The sequence below is a fragment of the Acinetobacter sp. YH16038 genome, assembly GCF_013417275.1.
Taxonomy (GTDB): domain Bacteria; phylum Pseudomonadota; class Gammaproteobacteria; order Pseudomonadales; family Moraxellaceae; genus Acinetobacter.
Genome location: NZ_VPEG01000004.1, coordinates 177,096 through 197,094, shown reverse-complemented (window position 1 = coordinate 197,094; position 19,999 = coordinate 177,096). Strand labels below are relative to the sequence as shown.

17 protein-coding genes are annotated in these 19,999 nt (G+C 40.5%); 6 read left to right on the top strand and 11 right to left on the bottom strand.

The annotated features are described in order from the left end of the window. Positions 1 to 29 precede the first annotated feature (29 nt). Positions 30 to 2,156 (bottom strand): zinc piracy TonB-dependent receptor ZnuD, encoded by a 2,127-nt coding sequence (znuD, locus tag FTV34_RS02380; protein ID WP_180068704.1) that lies wholly within the window; start codon positions 2,154 to 2,156, stop codon positions 30 to 32. Positions 2,157 to 2,297: 141 nt separating this feature from the next. On the opposite strand from znuD, the gene FTV34_RS02375 reads away from it, so the two are divergent. From FTV34_RS02375 to FTV34_RS02360, 4 genes are all read left to right on the top strand, one after another. After that, positions 2,298 to 3,062 carry a DUF4184 family protein gene (locus FTV34_RS02375; RefSeq protein WP_180068702.1) on the top strand — a complete coding sequence of 255 codons (765 nt, stop codon included), beginning with the start codon at positions 2,298 to 2,300 and terminating at the stop codon, positions 3,060 to 3,062. A 161-nt stretch (positions 3,063 to 3,223) separates the two neighbouring features. Then, the gene (gene aspS / locus FTV34_RS02370; RefSeq protein WP_034704264.1) at positions 3,224 to 5,008 is read left to right on the top strand and encodes an aspartate--tRNA ligase; all 1,785 of its coding nucleotides are present in this window, start codon (positions 3,224 to 3,226) and stop codon (positions 5,006 to 5,008) included. A gap of 115 nt (positions 5,009 to 5,123) precedes the next feature. Then, complete coding sequence (locus FTV34_RS02365) at positions 5,124 to 5,345, top strand: hypothetical protein (protein ID WP_005232078.1); 222 nt, start codon at positions 5,124 to 5,126, stop codon at positions 5,343 to 5,345. A gap of 18 nt (positions 5,346 to 5,363) precedes the next feature. Beyond that, complete coding sequence (locus FTV34_RS02360) at positions 5,364 to 6,224, top strand: lysophospholipid acyltransferase family protein (protein ID WP_180068700.1); 861 nt, start codon at positions 5,364 to 5,366, stop codon at positions 6,222 to 6,224. Between the two features lie 57 nt (positions 6,225 to 6,281). On the opposite strand, the gene FTV34_RS02355 is transcribed toward FTV34_RS02360, so the two are convergent. From FTV34_RS02355 to FTV34_RS02330, 6 genes are read right to left on the bottom strand one after another with little or no spacing between them, the layout of a single operon-like run. Beyond that, complete coding sequence (locus FTV34_RS02355; RefSeq protein WP_180068698.1) at positions 6,282 to 7,397, bottom strand: CDP-glycerol glycerophosphotransferase family protein; 1,116 nt, start codon at positions 7,395 to 7,397, stop codon at positions 6,282 to 6,284. Between the two features lie 7 nt (positions 7,398 to 7,404). Then, positions 7,405 to 7,794, bottom strand: coding sequence for an adenylyltransferase/cytidyltransferase family protein (locus tag FTV34_RS02350; RefSeq protein WP_180011806.1), 390 nt, complete (start codon positions 7,792 to 7,794; stop codon positions 7,405 to 7,407). A gap of 15 nt (positions 7,795 to 7,809) precedes the next feature. Then, entirely contained in the window at positions 7,810 to 8,580 is a 771-nt protein-coding gene (locus FTV34_RS02345) for a glycosyltransferase family 25 protein (protein ID WP_180068696.1), read from the bottom strand. Positions 8,581 to 8,593: 13 nt separating this feature from the next. Next, the gene (locus FTV34_RS02340; RefSeq protein ID WP_180068694.1) at positions 8,594 to 9,358 is read right to left on the bottom strand and encodes a glycosyltransferase family 25 protein; all 765 of its coding nucleotides are present in this window, start codon (positions 9,356 to 9,358) and stop codon (positions 8,594 to 8,596) included. Between the two features lie 9 nt (positions 9,359 to 9,367). Continuing rightward, positions 9,368 to 10,342 (bottom strand): stealth family protein, encoded by a 975-nt coding sequence (locus FTV34_RS02335; protein ID WP_180031529.1) that lies wholly within the window; start codon positions 10,340 to 10,342, stop codon positions 9,368 to 9,370. A 54-nt stretch (positions 10,343 to 10,396) separates the two neighbouring features. Next, on the bottom strand, positions 10,397 to 11,170 hold the full coding sequence (locus tag FTV34_RS02330) for a glycosyltransferase (protein WP_071320474.1): 774 nt from the start codon (positions 11,168 to 11,170) through the stop codon (positions 10,397 to 10,399). 183 nt (positions 11,171 to 11,353) lie between these two features. Here FTV34_RS02330 and FTV34_RS02325 point away from each other — a divergent pair, with 183 nt between their 5' ends. Together FTV34_RS02325 and FTV34_RS02320 are read left to right on the top strand one after the other, a co-directional pair. After that, positions 11,354 to 12,523 (top strand): nucleotide sugar dehydrogenase, encoded by a 1,170-nt coding sequence (locus tag FTV34_RS02325; protein WP_180031528.1) that lies wholly within the window; start codon positions 11,354 to 11,356, stop codon positions 12,521 to 12,523. Further along, complete coding sequence (locus tag FTV34_RS02320; RefSeq protein WP_180068692.1) at positions 12,520 to 13,542, top strand: NAD-dependent epimerase; 1,023 nt, start codon at positions 12,520 to 12,522, stop codon at positions 13,540 to 13,542. The genes FTV34_RS02325 and FTV34_RS02320 overlap by 4 nt, the downstream gene beginning before the upstream one ends. Before the next feature lie 57 nt (positions 13,543 to 13,599). Here the strand turns inward: FTV34_RS02320 and FTV34_RS02315 are convergent, their stop codons facing one another. From FTV34_RS02315 to FTV34_RS02300, 4 genes are all read right to left on the bottom strand, one after another. Beyond that, positions 13,600 to 14,478, bottom strand: a complete 879-nt coding sequence (locus tag FTV34_RS02315; RefSeq protein ID WP_180068690.1) for an ATP-grasp fold amidoligase family protein — start codon at positions 14,476 to 14,478, stop codon at positions 13,600 to 13,602. Between the two features lie 164 nt (positions 14,479 to 14,642). Then, entirely contained in the window at positions 14,643 to 15,569 is a 927-nt protein-coding gene (locus FTV34_RS02310) for a branched-chain amino acid transaminase (RefSeq protein ID WP_180031525.1), read from the bottom strand. Positions 15,570 to 15,593: 24 nt separating this feature from the next. Beyond that, a complete protein-coding gene (glnE, locus tag FTV34_RS02305) occupies positions 15,594 to 18,344 on the bottom strand; it encodes a bifunctional [glutamate--ammonia ligase]-adenylyl-L-tyrosine phosphorylase/[glutamate--ammonia-ligase] adenylyltransferase (RefSeq protein WP_180031545.1) in 2,751 nt (916 codons plus the stop codon). A gap of 86 nt (positions 18,345 to 18,430) precedes the next feature. After that, entirely contained in the window at positions 18,431 to 19,699 is a 1,269-nt protein-coding gene (locus FTV34_RS02300) for a sensor histidine kinase KdpD (RefSeq protein ID WP_180068688.1), read from the bottom strand. Positions 19,700 to 19,999 lie beyond the last annotated feature (300 nt).

The following is a 19,999-nucleotide window of genomic DNA, read 5'->3' as shown; positions in this document are numbered from 1 at the left end:
TGGATTCGGTCAGTTATTTCATCTGAATCCTAGAAATCATATTGTACGCCGACTGTAAAATTACGTCCGACTTGCGGAATATTCGACAGGAATGAGCTATGCGAATAGACCTGATCATCGAGCAGATTATTGGCTTTAAAATAAACCCGATAGGCATTTTTATTAGCAATGCTATTGGCATAGCTTAGACCGACATTGACCATGTTGTAGCCTTGGGTGTCTTCTTCATAACTGGCCGTTTTGTCCTGATTAAAGACATGATAATACTCTGCCATTCCTGACCAGCCATCGGCAAAGTCTGCTTCAACCTTGGTCCCTAAGCGGCCTGCTGGAATACGGGGTGCATTTTCACCCTCAATTTTGCCGCGCACGTAATCACCGAATACACCTAGCTTGTATGTGTCATTTAATGCATAAGTAGCTTCCGCTTCAGCCCCATAGAAACGAGCTTTATCTTGAGTATATTCTACCCCACGCAAATTTCCATTTCTGGCGGTTGTCGCACCGTAGATATAGTTATCAAACCAGTTATGGTAAATATGTGCATGATAATCCAGCTTAGCACCTTCATATTCGAAACCCAGTTCCAGGTTATTCGAGCTTTCTTTATCCAGATCAGGATTACCGACTTCATAGGTATTGGTGGCAAAATGCAGGCCATTGGCATACAACTCTTGCGCCAGTGGTAAACGTTGCTGATGTGAACCTACAATGGATAACTTATAGTTCGGGGCAAATTCCCAATTCGCAGCGGCAGAAGCAGAGATACCTGTGCCTGAATAATTTTTCTGTTCAGATTCAACTTGTACTTTTTGATGATCAACACGTGCACCCAGTTCGACATGCACATCACCGAGTTGTTTATGCTCTAAAGCAAACAGACTGTATTTTTCAGTTTTGGTATCTGGCATGACTACGCTTGAACCATGAACATGATGTTCTTCATCATCCTCGTCACCATCTTCATGATGATCATGTTCTGTAGCAGCCAGATTGATTTTCTGCTGGCTATATTGGGTGCCAATTACCCCTTCCCAACCAGCAACCGGAACATGCACCAGCTCTAAACGGCCATCGTAGCCTTTGCTTTTGAAATTACTAATCACTTCATTTTCTTCCAGCTCATCATGCTCATAATCGGTAAAGCTGGCATGGGCACGTAACTTGTCAAAACCAGCAAAAGGCTGTTCCAGTTCAGTACGTACTTCATAACGTTCAGATTTCAGATCTACCCATGGTCCGCCATGCTCTTCTTCATGCTCTGCGGTAGCACCCAGCTCTGGACAGCCATGGAAATGATCACCATGCAATACACAGCCATGATATTCATGACTATGCCCCGGCAAGCCATATTCATCCTGACGGTTGCTATAAGACAGGCCAACGAAACCACGATCATGAATCCATGATCCACCAATATTCACGGTCTGGCCTTCAGCAAAGGTATTACCTACACGACGTTCTTTGTGAAAATGTGAATGATCGCCATGAGGTTCTTCTACTACATAATCAGGCGCAATATAGTCATTGGCTTTGTGTTTAGTGCCTTCTACACGCAGGGCAAAATTTTCACCGACTGCAGCAGTCACGCCTGCACTTGCCAGTTTTTCATCACTGCCCGAGTTGTAACGTAGTCCAGCAGTCCCTTCCAGACCATCTTCCGGCATTTGGGTTGGGATTTTCTGGTCAGTGACATTGACCAGACCACCGACGGTTCCCGCGCTATAAAGCAAAGTTGATGGGCCGCGAATAACTTCGACCTGTTTGGCTAGAATCGGATCGACTGTCACTGCATGGTCAGGAGATAGAGTAGATACATCAGCCGTTTCGGAGGCATGCTGCAAAACTTTGACACGTGGACCATCCTGGCCTCGAATTACAGGACGGCTCGCTCCGGTCCCATACTGATTTGAATACACCCCAAGTTCATCTGCCAGCGCATCACCAATAGTTGTCGCACGTTCAGATAAGGCTTTCTGGTCCACCATCAGATCAGCAACTGCAAAATCTGCCGCAGTCTGTACCAGTGGATGAGCTTGTACCTGAATGGTATCCATGGTTTGTACAGGAATAGAAGAAGATGACTGTTCAGCAAATACCGTAGGCGCAACTACAGCAAAAATTGAGAGTGTTATTAGATTCTTAGAAAAGGACATGACCCAAGCTCAAATTCAGCAATTTCGAATAGTGTTATAATATAACATTTCATTGTTTTTGCAATCTTTTACGATAATCAATGAGATATTTTATTAGAATGTCATTTGAATATTTTTCATTGTAGTAAAACATTATTTTTTATGCCCTTTACTTTATCACATGCTGTACTGGCTCCACCTATTTCATATTTAACTGGCAATCGGCTACCTGTTGCTGCACTGGCGATTGGCAGCATGGTTCCTGATCTGTACCGTCTTTTTACCCATAAGAATTCTAATATTACTCATTTATGGTCTTCGCTGATTCACCCTGATTTATGGATTGGTCTCATTTTTTGTGCGGTCTGGTACCTGATTTACCGGCCAGTGATTTATCGTTTCATTGGCATACAGCATGATTTAAATATTCATAATCTATTTTCAGCATTCAGATTTATTTGCGCTATGTGTATTGCAGTGATGATTGGGACAGCAACCCATATTATTTGGGATGGTCTCACCCATGTGGATTTTCGAACCTTTGCCTTTTATGACATTCTCAGCCAGCAGTATCAAATTTTAGGACGAACTTATCCTCTACACCGGATTTTGCAGATCGGGACTTCTGCTCTGGCTCTGCCTTTTATTCTATGGATGAGTCTGCATTACTATAAAACTCACCAGCAATATCTAAGCGTCAGTCACAAGATCCTCCTCTTTTGCTGGGGTCTATTCGGTCTATCTACGCTCACAGGTTTATTTTCGACATGGGACTATATGCGCTATATTCCGGATGAGGTCTGGCGATCTGATCTGTATTATTTTACCGGCCGCTCTATCAATGAATTTAGCCAGGGCTTTTTAATCACCTTTAGTCTGGGCTGTCTGCTATTTTTATTTCTGGATCGTGATCGGCGTATGGGCTAGGAAAATCTCTCACTTCCTGCTTATTCACTTTAAAATGATACTGTTTTTGCCTCAAGTTCTTGTGACAACATGCCCAAAGAGGCATAATCCTACCTTTGCTAAAGGCGGTACGCTGTTTACGTATACGCTTCCTTAACCCATATAGTTGGATTTTTAACGCTATGATGCGAACTCATTACTGCGGTTCTTTAACCGAAGCTCAAATTGACCAGACCGTAACATTATGCGGTTGGGTACACCGTCGCCGTGACCACGGTGGTGTCATTTTCCTTGACATGCGTGACCGTGACGGTCTTGTTCAAGTGGTTATCGACCCAGATACACCTGAAGCGTTTGCAACAGCAGACAAAGCACGTTCTGAATACGTATTAAAAATTACAGGCCGTGTACGTCGCCGTTATGCGGGTACTGAAAATGCCAACATGGTGAGTGGTCAAATCGAAGTATTGGGTAAAGAAATTGAAGTTCTTGCTCAGTCTGAAACTCCTCCATTCCCATTAAATGACGAAAACACAAGCATTTCTGAAGAAATTCGTTTGAAATATCGTTTCCTGGACATCCGTCGTCCTGAAATGATCGATCGTTTACGTTTCCGTTCTAAAGTGACCAACCTGATCCGTAACTATTTAGACGATCACGGTTTCCTGGACGTTGAAACTCCGATCTTGACTCGTGCGACCCCTGAAGGTGCGCGTGACTACTTAGTTCCAAGCCGTGTATCTAATGGTAGCTTCTATGCGCTTCCACAATCACCACAGCTGTTCAAACAGTTGTTGATGGTAGGTGGTGTAGATCGTTACTACCAGATCGCAAAATGTTTCCGTGACGAAGACTTACGTGCGGATCGTCAGCCTGAATTCACTCAAATCGACATCGAAACATCGTTCATGAGCGATGACGATATTATGGATTTGATGGAAGGCATGACTGTTAAGATGTTCGACGAACTTCTTGGCATCAAATTCGACAAATTCCAACGTATGCCTTATTCAGAAGCAATGCGTGACTATGCTTCTGACAAACCAGACTTACGTATTCCTTTGAAACTTGTTGACGTTGCAGACTTGATGCAAGACGTCGAGTTCAAAGTATTCGCAGGTCCTGCTAAAGATCCTAAAGGCCGTATCGTTGCGCTTCGCGTTCCAGGTGCGGGCTCACTGCCACGTAGCGCAATCGATGAATATACTAAATTCGTTGGTATTTACGGTGCGAAAGGTCTGGCTTACATCAAGGTCAACGAACTTGAAAAAGGCATCGAAGGTCTTCAATCTCCTATCGTTAAATTCATCGAGCCTATCGTGCTGGATCTATTGAAACGTGTTGGTGCTGAAAATGGCGATATCGTCTTCTTCGGTGCAGACAAAGCCAAAGTTGTAAATGATGCAATGGGCGCACTTCGTGTGAAAATTGGTCATGACATGAACCTTGCAACTTGCGAATGGGCTCCGCTTTGGGTAGTTGACTTCCCGATGTTCGAAGAAACTGATGATGGCAAATGGACTTCTGTTCACCATCCGTTCACGCTTCCTAAATCAAGCGTTGAAGATGTGAAGAATAATCCAGGCGAAGCATTGTCTGTTGCTTACGATATGGTATTGAACGGTACTGAAATCGGTGGTGGTTCACTGCGTATTTATACTTTGGAAATGCAAAAGGCGATCTTTGAAGCGCTGGGTATTTCTGAAGAAGAAGCAGAAGAGAAATTCAGCTTTTTGTTAAATGCATTGAAATTCGGTGCGCCTCCTCACGGTGGTTTAGCATTCGGTCTGGATCGTCTGGTGATGTTGATGACAGGTGCATCTTCAATCCGTGACGTGATTGCATTCCCGAAAACCAAAACTGCTGAATGTCCATTGACTCAAGCACCTGCACCAGTTGAATCAACTCAACTGCGTGATTTGGGTATTCGCTTACGTGAAAAACCAAAAGCCGAATCTCAAGAATAATTTCTTGATGATTTGAGTAAAAAAGCCCTGTTCTAACAGGGCTTTTTTATTGCATTGAGAAGCCTGCACGACAGTGGCATAATAGCTTCAGTTTCTACTTTTAGGTGATTTGGCAATGGCGATGCGTCCTGCTGTTCGTAACCGTGGCATCATGCTGATTGTGTTTTCAGTCGTACAATGGCTGTTCATGCGCTATATCCTTGCAAACAACCTGTTTAACTTGGACACCAATGACCGTATCGTATACTTCTGCTTGAGCAGTATTTTAGGTGCACTTGTCATTTTTGTAGGTCTGATTTATATGGTGCTTAAAGGCAATCCTGATCAAGAATCTTAATCAGGCAAGCTGCCCACCATGTACGCATTACTCAAGAATTTCTCCAAACTCCCATTAAGATTCATTCAAAATTTGGCGAAAAGTGTTGGATCACTTCTCTATATCACGAATTCATCGATTCGCCGTACTACAGAAATTAATTTAAGAATTGCCTATCCTGAACTGTCAGCATCGAAACGCACACGACTGGCAAAACGAAGTGTTCAAAGCCAATGCATGACCTATGCCGAGTCAGTCAAAATTTGGGGTTCTGAACCTGAGTTCGCATTAAAACAAATCCGGAATATTCATCATCCAGAAATTTTTACTGATGCACTGAAAAACCCGAATGGAACTTTAGCAGTCGTTCCTCATTTTGGTACTTGGGAGTTACTTAATGCCTGGGTGAATCAACACACTAGCCCTGTCATCATGTATAAACCGAGCAAAAATCCTGATGTCGATCGGTTTATGCTCGAAGCACGGCAACGTTTAAATGCTACCCTTGTTCCGACTGATGAAACTGGTGTAAGAGCTTTATTCAAGCATCTAAAACAGGGTGGATTTGCTGCCATTCTTCCTGACCATGTGCCCAAAGAAAGCGGCGGTATTTACTCACCTTTTTATGGACAGAATGCTCTATCTTCTACCCTGCTCTCTAAATTGGCTACAAAAACCCAATGCTCTGTGATTGGCTTAAGTTGTTTACGTCATGATGATCTAAACGGCTTTGATATTCATGTAACTGAGTTATCAATTGATATTCTATCTAAAGACTTACAGCTTTCTGTAGATACCTTAAACAAGGAAATGGAGCGAATGATTAACATTGCTCCAGAGCAGTATTTGTGGGGGTATAAAAGGTTTAGGAAAATTGAGGGAAAGAGGTGTTTATATTAATGAATATAATAATAACCAAATCCCATTAATTATCATATTTCTCCAAGCTAACCTATGCTAAAGCTCAGATAGGTATTGATAGAGTCTTTTATTGTTAACATCAGTTAATTCCAAACCAAACTGATCGATAGTTATTTTACGTTTAATTTGATAAAAATCCTGACCCTCTATTAGTTTAGACATTATATTAAGCAATTCTTGCTGATTATAAATTTTATGCCCACAATTAATATCTTCAGCCTCAGAATAAATCTCTCTACTTTTAGATTTATATTCTGACTCATCAAATACATAAAATAAGATAGGCCTATCAAATACAAGATAATCAAAAAATATAGATGAATAATCTGTAATTAAAAAATTTGCTTCTGCAAGGCACTGATTTGGATCATCCTTACTATCTACAAGCACAATATACTTAAATAATGTGGTATCAATATCCACTTTTGTATTTGGATGAAATTTAATTTTAAAAATACAATTATGCTCGGCGCAGAATTGATTGATGAGATTAAAATCTAAAATATCTTTTTGAATAAAGTTTTTCTGATTATCACGCCAAGTCGGTGCATATAAGAACTCAATTTTTTTTGAGGTTTTACTCATACTTTTTAAGAAAATAGATCGCGGATAAGGAAAATTCAAAATCTGTTTTTTCTGCATATGAAATGCAGATTTAAAAGAATATTCATAAACATATTTTGAAGGACATAACACATAATCATGACCTCTGTAAATTTCAGGATGCTTAATCCTACTTTTAAGAGTGTGATTAAATTTTTTAGCTAATGGTCCCTGATGAATATCAAATTCTATTTTTTTCAATGGTATACCATGCCAAAGATTAATACAATTTGCCTTACGACTATATTGATACCCAATATCTGATACATAACAAGTATAAATAAAGTTCTTTGCCGTTAGAGCATGCAGCTTTGCTTTAAAACTACCTTTTAAGTAACATTCATAGCCTAATGATGTCACTAGATTATATTCTTTTTTATTTTTGGCAATCCAAATTTTTCTGATTTTTTGAGGATTATGGCTATCCAAGAACAAATAGCGAGCATTATCACCAAAATTTGTATGGCTAGCAAACACCCATTTTTTCTGGTTTCTTCTTATAAAACCAGAAAAAAAATAAATAATTTTTTTAAATAATTTATCAATCACAAAAACTTTACTCTTTAATAATTTCAATGATTTCAGTCGTTGAAATAGAAGGAGTTCTATGTAAATATACCACTTCACAAATGTCTTGAAACTCATCAAAACGTCCAGCCCAGTCATCCCCCATCACAAGAATATCGGCCTGATACTTTAAAATATATTCTCGCTTCTTTTCCAAAGATTCTTCAAAAAATACATCATCTACGAACTTCAGTGCATGAATAATTTTAGCTCTAGAATTCTGACAATAAATCGGATTTCTTCCTTTCTTATTGAAATTCAACTGATCCGTAGAAATCCCCACAGTAAGATGATTACCTAAATCTGCTGCTCGCTTAAGAATATTTAAATGCCCGATATGAAATAAATCGAACGTACCGAATGTAATAACTTTCTTCATTTTATAACCAAGCAATTATTTAAAACTTACTTTCTGCCCAACCAAAGCATATTTCACTTGCTTAAGTACACGCATAATTTCCAACTGAATTTTTGCCCACCCCTTTTTCTTCTGCTTACGCATACGCGCTTTACGTTCAGCAAGCAAATCACTTGAGAGAACTGTCTTCTTCTCAGGAAAAAGCATCATTTCTTGAATACAAAGAGCTGGTGTCATTTGATAGACAGGATAAATTTTAGCTTGAATAAATTCATCAAACATAACTTGATCTAAAGGAATTAACTGAATCTTTCGCACATAATCCAAGTATTTTTGTGCACCTTTCAGACTTAAAATATAGCCCGCTGTCCCTAAATTTTTTCCCGTTAACTGAACAATCTGACGCGATCCATTTGCGATATTTATCTTAGGCCCACTTAAAAACACCTTATCGGCAAAAGCTTCTATTTTAATAATATCCCAGTCATTTTGAATCCAGTCATCCTGACTCAGAAAATAGTCAGCATTTTCTCCCAAATATACATCATCTTCAAAAACTGCCAAATGCGGAATCTGCTCATCTACCATTTTTTGCCAAACAGAGACATGGCTCATAAAACATGCCAACTCGCCACCTGTTAAATACTCATCCCCAACATTCAAGTGCATTTTTTCCGCTAAAGGTTTGGCTAAATCTGGTGTCAAAGCATCAAAAAAATCAAAATTTATATTTTGCTTTCCAAATTCCTTACAAATGTGTTCACGACGTGCAGTAGCTGTTTTTAAACTAATAACAATATTTTTCATAACCCAGAATAATCTATTTTGATTTTATTAAATGTTTTAAAGCGAAATAGCGGTCACGCCACATACGTTTTTGCTTTTTAAAACCATACGAAAACGCACGATTTTCTTTTTCTTTACGAGAAATCCCCTGCGTGGCAACTGTACCTAAAATATCACTATCTAAGCCTGCTGGACGAACCAAAGCTGGCCATACGCCTAAACCCTTACCATTTTTACTCAGCCAGGTCTGGAAGAAAATATCGACAGGCATATTTATGTTGTTACCTGCTTCTAAAAATGCTTGAGCACCTTGGCGTGACCAGATCAAACCTAATCCGCGAATTGGAAAATAAAAAGCATGCCACATGCTCATATCTTCAATCTGGGTAATATCTTTCGCCAGCTTTTTCTTTTTGGCTGCAATATTGATTAAGTACCAATCTAATTCTTTATGCTGATCCAGATATTCCAACACACCATCCAGCTTTGTTTTAAAGTCTGGATTAATTTTCATATCATCTTCAAGCACAACCAGATAATCTGCATCAGTATTCAGAAACTTCTCTGCGCAACCATAATGACTCAGATAACACCCCAATTCCGAGTTCATCAGGCTACGTCCAAGAATCTGTTGCGCACCTTGATCATCATAGTTGGCAAATTCAGTTAAAGCCTTGCCACGGCCATCGACTGCGGAGAAACGTTCAAAGGACCAATTTACTGCATCTAGTTGCTGAGTCGCCCGTTCAAGCCGTTCATGACTACCATCCAGATTAATCAGATAAGTAATTACTTTCATCATGAACCTCTAAGCTAAAATTGAATTTGGCAAATAACCAGCCAGTTTTCTCTGCATGGCATTACTGATCTGCTTTGCATCTGCTGGCTTTAATTGATCCAAACTCTGGATACAACCATATTTTATTGCGGGATTATCTAAAGCTGAAATAAAACTGTCGAGGCTATCTTCATTTTTTAGATAAGCCAATTCAATATCAGGCTTCAGCTCAGCTTGCTGCTTTTGAATCTTGATATGATTCATCAGTGAAATGGGATTAAGCTGCTCTACACTACGAAACTTGTATTTAATCTGGGTTTCCAGCAACTGTGAATGTGCCAGCAAATAATCTTTCAAAGCATGACGATCGACAATATGTGGATAATGATGGATCTTAAAGAACTTTTTGAAACCCAGGATATCAGCCCCTAACATTTGTGCAATCATGTGCTTCGGCTGAATCGGCTTGCCAAATTGACGCTGCAAAAATTGGCGATATTTTAACTTTGTTTTCAACGCAAAACTGCTTTGCCAGTGGCCATAGACCACCAAATGATTACCGTTTAGAAAATCTTCTGGCTGCGCAGTTGAATTAAAGAAAAAGTCATCATTCAAATAAATGAAGTAGTCTGATAATCCTTCAATGTTCCAGAGCATACTTTCAATGGATCGGGTATTGAAAGTGGGCAAATGCTGCTCATAACCTCTAAAAATTTCCCGATGATCCACTACACGAATTTTATCGGCAGTACACAGGCCTTGTGCAGTAAATTCATCAATAAATTCTGGGCGCTGGTTATCGGTCACTACAAAAATATTGCGGCAAAAAGGTACATATTTCAGGATTGAAGCAATGTTGTAGTAGATTTCATTATTACTGGCGAAGCGGGTATCACTGACTGCATCTGATGCATCTTCACCAGTCAGATATTTATGCCGTTTCTTTTTTAATTCCAGATCATTGCCATCCACCCAGGCAATTACAATATCAATTTGCTGCTGCATTTACTTCATCACTTTAAAATAGGTACAGGATTGCTTAATTACTACACTTAATAATTATTGCCACGCATCCTTGATCCATTGCGATGGCAGAACATAACGGTACCATTTACCACCGCCGCCGTTAATTGCGTCAGGTGGATTGATTTCACCATGGAAAATAATAATTTTGACGCCTTCCGGCTTCACAGGCGGCTTGAAATAAGCCATTGGAATTTTTTGCAGGCAGTGATATTTATAGCTCTTGCACCAGGAATCCGGCCAGTAACTCAGTTTCTTTTCCTGATCAACATACCAGGATAAATAAGCCTGCTCATTACGAAACTTCTGACGGATCTCATCAAAATGTTCACGGAAATATGGCATCAAACCAGGAAAAGCTCCCAGCTTGAAACGATAAACCGAGCTATTTCCGGTAATACGCCATGGACGTTTCCAGTCATGAATAATCAGGAAATCACCCGGATGGGTAAAGAAACTATCGATATTATCGACAATCACAACATCTAAATCGAGGAAAAGTGCATTTCCTTTTAAACCATATAAATCAGGTTCAAAGGTCGATAACTTATTCCAGCCACGTTCAGGACTACCTGCTGGCAAGGCCAATGGCGGAATAGGAAAACATTCAACAGCAGGATCAATGCCCTCGGTACGGTCTGTCAGACACACCATTTTAAAGTCAACCGTAGTATGACGCTTGACCATGTTGTATAAACGATTGACGTACTCTGCCCCATATTTGGTGCCCCACTTCATGCATAGCACAATATTCTGTTCAGACTGTGTATGAGCCTGACCTGACAGTGAGTCGTTTACGTTTTCCTGCATGTATTCATCTTCCACCAGCATTCTGCGCCATATCATACCATCTCTAAAGCAAAGTTACTCCCCCGCTTTTCAACACCTTCATAATACTCAAAATACTTTATGGTATGATATGAAACCGCCTTGAGAACACCAATATTGGCTTGGACTCTGGCTCCCTTATTAAAAATACATAATCAGGTTGATATGAAAATAGCAGTTGCAGGCACCGGTTACGTCGGCCTTTCCAATGCCATGATCTTCTCACAACATCATGAAGTTGTGGCATTAGATATTATTGACAATAAAGTTGAAATGTTAAATCAGAAGATTTCTCCGATTCAGGATCCTGACATTTCAACTTTTTTAAGTGAAAAGCCACTAAACTTCCGTGCAACAACTGACAAATATGAAGCTTATCAAAACGCCGATTTTATCATTATTGCGACACCGACGGATTATGATACCAAAACCAATTATTTTAATACCCAAAGCGTCGAAAGTGTCATTGGTGATGTGACCGAGATCAACCCTCAAGCGGTCATGATTATTAAATCTACGGTTCCGGTAGGCTTCACCAAAACGGTTAAAGAGAAATTTCATACAGACAATATTATTTTCTCTCCAGAATTCTTGCGTGAGGGTAAAGCCTTACATGACAACCTTTATCCATCACGTATTATTGTTGGAGAGAAGTCAGCGCGTGCTCAACAATTCGCAGATATGCTGATTGAAGGTGCAATCAAAAAAGACAGTCCTGTTCTGTTCACTGACTCAACCGAAGCAGAAGCAATCAAGTTATTTGCCAATACCTATCTGGCTATGCGCGTAGCTTTCTTCAATGAACTGGATACCTATGCACAAACGTTTGGTTTAGATACCCAGCAAATTATTGAAGGTGTCTGTCTGGACCAACGAATTGGCAATCACTATAACAACCCTTCCTTTGGTTATGGGGGTTACTGCCTGCCAAAAGATACCAAGCAGCTATTGGCGAACTATAGTCAGGTACCTAGCAATCTGATTCAAGCTATTGTGGATTCTAACCGTACCCGTAAAGACTTCATTGCTGATTCTATTTTGGCAAGGAATCCGTCGGTGGTCGGGATTTATCGACTGGTTATGAAAAGTGGCTCAGATAATTTCCGTGCCTCTGCCATTCAGGGGGTAATGAAACGCCTTAAAGCCAAGGGGGTTGAAGTCATTGTTTATGAACCGGCATTAAAAGAAACCGAGTTCTTTAAATCTGAAGTGATTAGTGATTTAGAAGCCTTTAAACAGCGGGCAGATGTGATTATCACCAATCGTCAATCCAAAGATTTGAGTGACGTTGAAGATAAAGTGTATACCCGTGATATTTTTGGAGGCGATGAATGAAAATTCTGGTAACAGGTGCAGCAGGTTTTATTGGATTCCATGTTTCCAAAAAGCTTTTAGAACGTGGTGATGATGTGGTCGGTTTTGACAACATGAATGACTACTACGATCCAGCTTTAAAACAGGCACGTGTAGATCTGCTAACTCAAATCGCGGAACAGCAGTCGGGGCAGTTCGACTTTTATCATGCCAACCTTGCAGATAAAGCTGCAGTCGATAAGTGTTTTCAGGAACATCAATTTGATCGCGTGATTCATCTTGCTGCACAGGCAGGCGTACGTTATTCGCTTGAAAATCCGATGAGTTATGTGGAAAGCAATATTGTCGGTTTTACCAATATCATTGAAGCCTGCCGCTATGCCAAAACACCACATCTGACTTATGCCAGTACCAGTAGCGTGTATGGTGCCAACACCACCATGCCTTTTAGTGAAAAGCATGGTGTCGACCATCCAATCCAGTTCTATGCAGCAACAAAGCGTGCCAATGAATTGATGGCACATAGCTATAGCCACTTATTCAAACTACCAACTACAGGCTTGCGCTTTTTTACTGTCTATGGTCCTTGGGGTCGTCCGGATATGGCTCTCTTTAAGTTCACCAAGAACATTATTGAAGGCAAACCTATTCCGGTCTTTAACCACGGCAACCATACCCGTGACTTTACCTTTGTCGTAGATATTGCTGAGGGGGTGATCCGTTCCAGTGACCAGATTGCTGCACCTAATCTAGACTGGGATAGTAATAACCCTGATCCATCAACCAGCAATGCCCCGTTCCGCATCTTTAACATCGGAAATAATTCGCCAGTGAAACTGATTGAATATATCCGTGCCATTGAAAAAGCTGTGGGCAAAGAAGCAATCCTAGACTTACTACCACTGCAACCAGGTGATGTACCGGATACTTTTGCAGATAGTTCTGCTCTGGAACAAAGTGTAAGTTATAAACCTTCAGTATCCGTAGAAGATGGAGTAAAACAGTTCGTGAACTGGTATCGAGACTTTTATCAAGTCTAAAACTCTAAAAAGGACTCACTCTATTTTATTAGCATGGGTCCTTATATATTTAAATTACTAACATGACTTCCATAGAGAACCAAGTTTTTGATCCCATTCTATAGGTGTTATGATCATGCGACCCGCATTCGGTGTTAGGGTAATTTCACTAAAAAACACTTGATCTTGTGATAATAAAAAATCTATTCGACTATAACCATAAGAAAAACACAATGACTCTGATAGTTCTAACAATTTCTCAAGCTGAGGTGGTCGTCCTATATTATTAGGTGCATTTTCTTTCAAATCTACTTTAAATGGTTGTAATAACCATGAAGTATCATAAATATTTGAATATTCATTGTTAAGATTATCAATGATATCTACTTCTAAATACTCTGGCTTCCCTTCAAAACAATGAATACGACAAGTGGTAATTATATATTGATTATTTATATCCATAAAAAGATCAATATATTGTTCAGCTAAAATCATAGGCTGGATATTTTTATAATGCCATTCTCGCTTAAGATAATACATATTCATGCTTAAATGTTTATTGATTTTTAAACGTGCCTTATGAACATCAAAATTGTTTCGATCATTACAAATAATAGCACTACCACTATCATGATTGCACTTCAGAACAAACTTATCTGGAAACTGCTCAAATTTAATATCATCATAGGATTTATATAGTCCTATTAAAGGAACAAAATAATCCCATCCTATTTTTTCTGCTACTAACTTCCTTACTACAGCTTTATCCGCGAGCTTTGTATGCAGAGAATCACGACTAAAAATCATTCGCGCTGTTACTTTCTCATTAAAACTTTGCGGTGCATTAAAATTAGGAATATAACCTAATTTAGATACAAATCTTTTCGTTAAGTATTTTTTGTCTGATACAAATTTAGTTCGAATTACTTTAGCTTGGTAAATAATATTTTCTATCATAATAAATAATGATATCTTACATTTAAGATATTCATTATAACAAATTGAAACAAACAAGATGCAAATGTTTAACTATTTTCTGAATCAAAAAATTAAATATATTACGTAATTAATATTGAAAAAACCTCTCAAATGAGAGGTTTTTTCAATCAGTAAATTCTTAATTACTTCACATACGTTAACCAGTGTGCATATTTAGGATCTTTGCCCTGAACGGCATCGAAGTATGCTTTCTGGATTTGAGTCGTGATTGGACCACGAACCCCTTCACCAATTTGACGATCATCGTATTCACGAATTGGCGTGACTTCAGCAGCAGTACCAGTGAAGAATGCTTCATCTGCGATGTAGAACTCATCACGGGTAATACGGCGTTCAATTACGTCATAACCCAGGTCTTTAGCAATGGTAATAATGGTTTGGCGAGTAATACCATCCAGCGCACCACCTGCGATGTCAGGCGTATGAATCACGCCATCACGTACTAGGAATACATTCTCGCCTGAACCTTGGCATACATAGCCTTGCGGATCAAGCAGCATTGCTTCGTCATAACCAGAATGTGCCACTTCTTGGTGAGCAAGAATCGACAATGTGTAGTTACCAGATGCTTTGGCCTTACACATGGTCACGTTTGGATGATGGTGTGTGAATGATGAAGTTTTTACACGAATACCTTTCGCCATCGCATCATCACCAAGGTAAGCACCCCAGCTCCACGCTGCAACTACAGCATGAATCGTATTATCAGTTGCGGCAATACCCAGTTTTTCAGAGCCAATAAAAATAATTGGACGTAAATAGCAAGATGCCAATTTATTTTCACGAACCACATCAATTTGAGCTTGTTCTAAAGCTGCGTGATCAAATGGAACTTTCATTTGATAAATTTTTGCAGAATTGAGCAAACGTTTGGTGTGTTCTTTCAGACGGAAAATAGCCGTTCCATTCGGGGTTTCATAAGCACGGACACCTTCAAACACACCCATGCTGTAATGCAAAGTATGTGTTAATACGTGAGTTTTCGCCTCACGCCAGTCTACTAGTTGTCCATCTTGCCAAATGAAACCATCACGATCAGCCAAATTCATGCCACAAACTCCAATTTTTCACAATTATTCACTATCCAGTGCAAATACTGCACTTGGATCAATCAGTCTTTGCCATAACTTGCAAACGGTCTTTCGGGTATCGTGCCAGTCGCTTGCAGACACTTGCATGGATTGATTTGCAAGGGCTAAGCGGTGGCTCTCGGCGCGTTCACGGAGATAAGCTTGAATCAGAGCAGTCGCATCGTCGCTGGATAAGCAACCTGATTTTGCGGCATCCTCAAGGATTCTTACATTGTCGGAGTAATGGGCGAGATCTTTATTCGTCCCACTCCAAGCTAACACCGCATACTGTGCCATAAATTCGATATCAACGATACCACCTGCATCTTGTTTTAAATGAAAAATCCCATCTTTTTTTTGCTCTTTGGAAGAACCCAGATGATCTTTCATTTTCTGACGCATTTTCAGAACTTCACTACGTACATGACAGATATCACGTTTCTGGGTAAGAATTTTACAGCGTAGTGCTTCAAATGTCTCTCTCAGGCTATTTTCACCGGCAATGGAGCGTGCACGCACCAAGGCCTGATGTTCCCACAGCCATGCATTTTTCAACTGATATTGCTCAAATGCTTTCAGGCTAGTGACCAGTAGCCCTGCTTCTCCAGAAGGGCGTAGACGAGTATCGACTTCATAGACACGTCCATCCAGTGTTTGTGTGGTCATGAGCGACATAAACTTCTGTGCTACGCGCATAGCGAACTCAAAACCGCTAATTGGCTTGAGACCGTCCGTATCAGCCTGCTCACCCATATAGTGAATGAAGACCAGATCCAGATCCGAACCATAGCCCAACTCAATGCCACCGACTTTGCCATAGCCAATGACGGCAAAAGCCGTATGTTCTATCGAGCAGCGCTGCCCTTCTGCATCCAGCGGAAAACCATGTCGTTTGGCCACAATCTGATAGGCCAGATGCAACGCAGCATTCACTGAGACTTCTGCAATATCTGTTAAGGCATCCGAGACTTTCATTAAAGGGCTTTCCGCCAGCACATCACTGGCAGCTACCGCAAGTACATTGGATTTTTTAAACAGGCGTAGCACCCGCATCTGGTCTTCGACCTGATCAATTTCGATTCTGAGCAATTGCTGACGCAGGCTATCTTCCAGATCCTGACGTTTAGGTAATTCAAAATCCATCGACAGGAACTCATCCAGCAATACCGGATAATGGGTAAGTTCCTCACATATCCAGGGGCTGACAGTCGCCATTTTCACCAAACGCTGTAAAGCACCTTTACTTTCAATCAGCATCACCAGATACACCGTACGACGCATGACTGATTCAACCAATGGCATCAGGCGAACCAGTGCAACTTGTGGTTTATCTGATTCCAGAATCGCCTCTATCAGATAAGGCCAAAATGTTTTTAAACGTTGAATAGCTTTGGCTGGCAGTTTTTTTAAGGCATGTCCATGCCAGAATTCATGTACCAGATTTTTCGCATGATCATCTAAAACTTCATTCAGCTGTTGTTCGAGTTGAGAAAAACTTTTGCCTTGAGGCTCTGGTCCATTTTCCTTGATCAAGTGCTCAAACTGGTAAATCACTTTAGCGCGTTTTTGATCCAGCACTTCCATAAAGGCGGACCAGTCTGAAAAGCCCAAAGTATCCACAATACGTTGACGTAAATCTGGCTCAGTCGGCAAACACTGGGTCTGTTGATCATGCAGCGCTTGAATAGCATGCTCTACCCGGCGCAGGAATAAATAGGCATCTTCGAGGTCAGTCACTGCCTGCTCATCCAGCAGTTCAGCCTCATCCAGATGATTCAGGCTGACCAGACATTGCCGGTCTTGCAGCTCTAACTTGGCTCCGCCATAAATCAGCTGAAAAACCTGCACTATAAATTCAACTTCACGAATCCCGCCTGCGCCAAGCTTGATATCATCTTCAATATTACGGCGCTGTACTTCACGCTCAATCATCGCCTTCATTTCGCGCATGGCTTCAAAAGCGCTGTAATCGACATATTTACGGAATACAAAAGGACGGGTCATATCCAGCAGTTCATCACCTTCTGGACTCGGATTGACGATGCGGGCTTTGATCCAAGCATAGCGTTCCCATTCACGCCCATGCTGGCTAAGATATTTTTCTAGTGCGGCATGACTGATGGCCAGAGCAGAACCATCACCCCAAGGTCGCAGACGCATATCAACACGGAATACAAAACCTTCAGCAGTGATATGGTCTAGCAGATAGATTAACTTTTGCCCCCATAGAATGCAGAACTGCTGAACATCAATGCATTTGCGCCCATCCGTTTCACCCTGTTCATCAAAGGCAAAAATCAGGTCAATATCACTGGAAAGGTTGAGTTCCTGAGCGCCCAGCTTGCCCATTGCAATAATAATGAGATCCTGAACTTTACCGTTATAGCCAATTGGCTGGCCATATTTGGCGACTAGAGGAATACGGGCAAACTCTTTGGCAGCACAGATACAGGCATCAGCGAAATCAGACAGCTCGCGGGTCAGTGTGATGACATCGGTGAGTTGATTGGCATCCTGCCAGATCCAGCGGAACATCAGGCGAGCACGCAGAATACGTAAACTACGCATCCACATGGTTTCATCGCTGATATTTAATAGATTGGAATAGATTAAGTCTTGAATCTGTTCAGTGCCGAGTGATCCCTGAAACTGATCAATTGCATAATCCTGATTCAATAGATCTTGATGATTGGCCAATACCTGTTCTGCATACTGACTGGCTCTTAAGGTTTTCTGCAATTGTACCGCATCCATCACTCGGTGATTCCCTCAAAACTTTTATTTAGTTATAGCAGGAGTTCAGGCCGAGTGGGAACGGTTTTAATAGAAATTTATGATTTTCAGGACTTTTCAGTATGCAGGTCTTCAAGTACCAATGCCTGATGATCATTGGTCACTTTAGGTAAATGCACAGTAAAGGTGGTTCCAGCGCCTTCTTTAGAATCTACGACAATCTGTCCATGGTTCAGGTCTACAAAACGCTTACACAGTACCAGACCCAGACCTGCGCCTTTCTCATTGTCTGTGCCTTTTAAGCTCACTGTGAGATTAGGTCTAAACAGATTTTCCATTTGCTCTTCAGTCATACCGAGACCAGTATCCTGAACAGTAATCTTGACTTGCTCACCTTCCATTTCAGCAGCCAGAATCACCTGGCCACCCTGATCAACTGGAGTAAATTTCAGCGCATTCGATACCAGGTTCTGCAAGACCGAAGTAATCATATTGATATCAGCATGCACCTTAATATCTTCAGGAACCTGGTCAATCAGCTCAATATTCTTTTTCAACGCCAGACTTTTCAGTACATCACAGACAATTTTAGTAGACTGTTTTAATTCATAGTTAATCGGATGATAAACGAAACGTCCACCCTCGGCCATCGCCCAAGTCAACAGGCTTTCTAACAAGTTATACGTCGATTGAGCCGTATCATATAAATAATCAGAAATACTCTGGATACTGGATTCATCCAGAGTGTCACGTTCCTGTGCCAGCACTTCCGAGAAGCCTAACAGACCATGGAAAGGTGCACGCAGGTCATGAGCAATAATCTGGAAGAATTTGGTTTTACTGAAGTTTTGTGCACATTGCTGTTCGTATAACTCTTTCAGTTGAGTATGCTCTTCATTCAGTTTGACTCGCTTGACTAAAGTTTCAGCAAATTGCTGAACGATAATAATGGCTTCCTGATCAAATACTTCAGTCTGATCATCAAAGAAAACCACCTGCCCCAAAGACTGTCCTTGGGCTGATTTCAAATTGAATGCTACGAGCCGCTGATGGGCTACACCAAGGCTTTTTACGTGATCTGATAGTTCTGCATATGCAGGATGATTTTGATCGATCACATCCATTTCTTGTAGATATTTAGGGATGTCCACATTCTGTGGTACGTGCAAACCGCGAAAACCGAGCGGACAGCTGTACCAGATATAAGGTTCCGTATGGAATCCGATGATACAGGTCTTAACGCCGAGTACTTTACGGGCGACTTTACAGAAGGTGTCTAATAAATTGTCAGAGGTATAGACACCTAAAATGAGAGATATACGGCACGAGCTTAACTGCTCCGTATTCTGACCGATCTCTAGCAGTTTTAGTTCCATGTCTGCCTCTCTGGATGTTATGGAATATAGAATAAAAATTACAACCGACTAAATTGATACAATCAATAACAAAGATTCTATATTTACTCAACGTTAAAATCTCATTTATCGACCAAAGGATTTGTTAACTTATTTCTCTAAAGATACATTGATAGCTTCAATACCTTGATATTTAAATATTAAGAATTACTTGAAAAAATATTCCTCTTATAAAAAATTACATATAATTATTTGAAATTCCTGAATTCATTTCAAATTGTTTCAATATCATCTGAGTTCTGAAATCTAAGGAAGATAAAA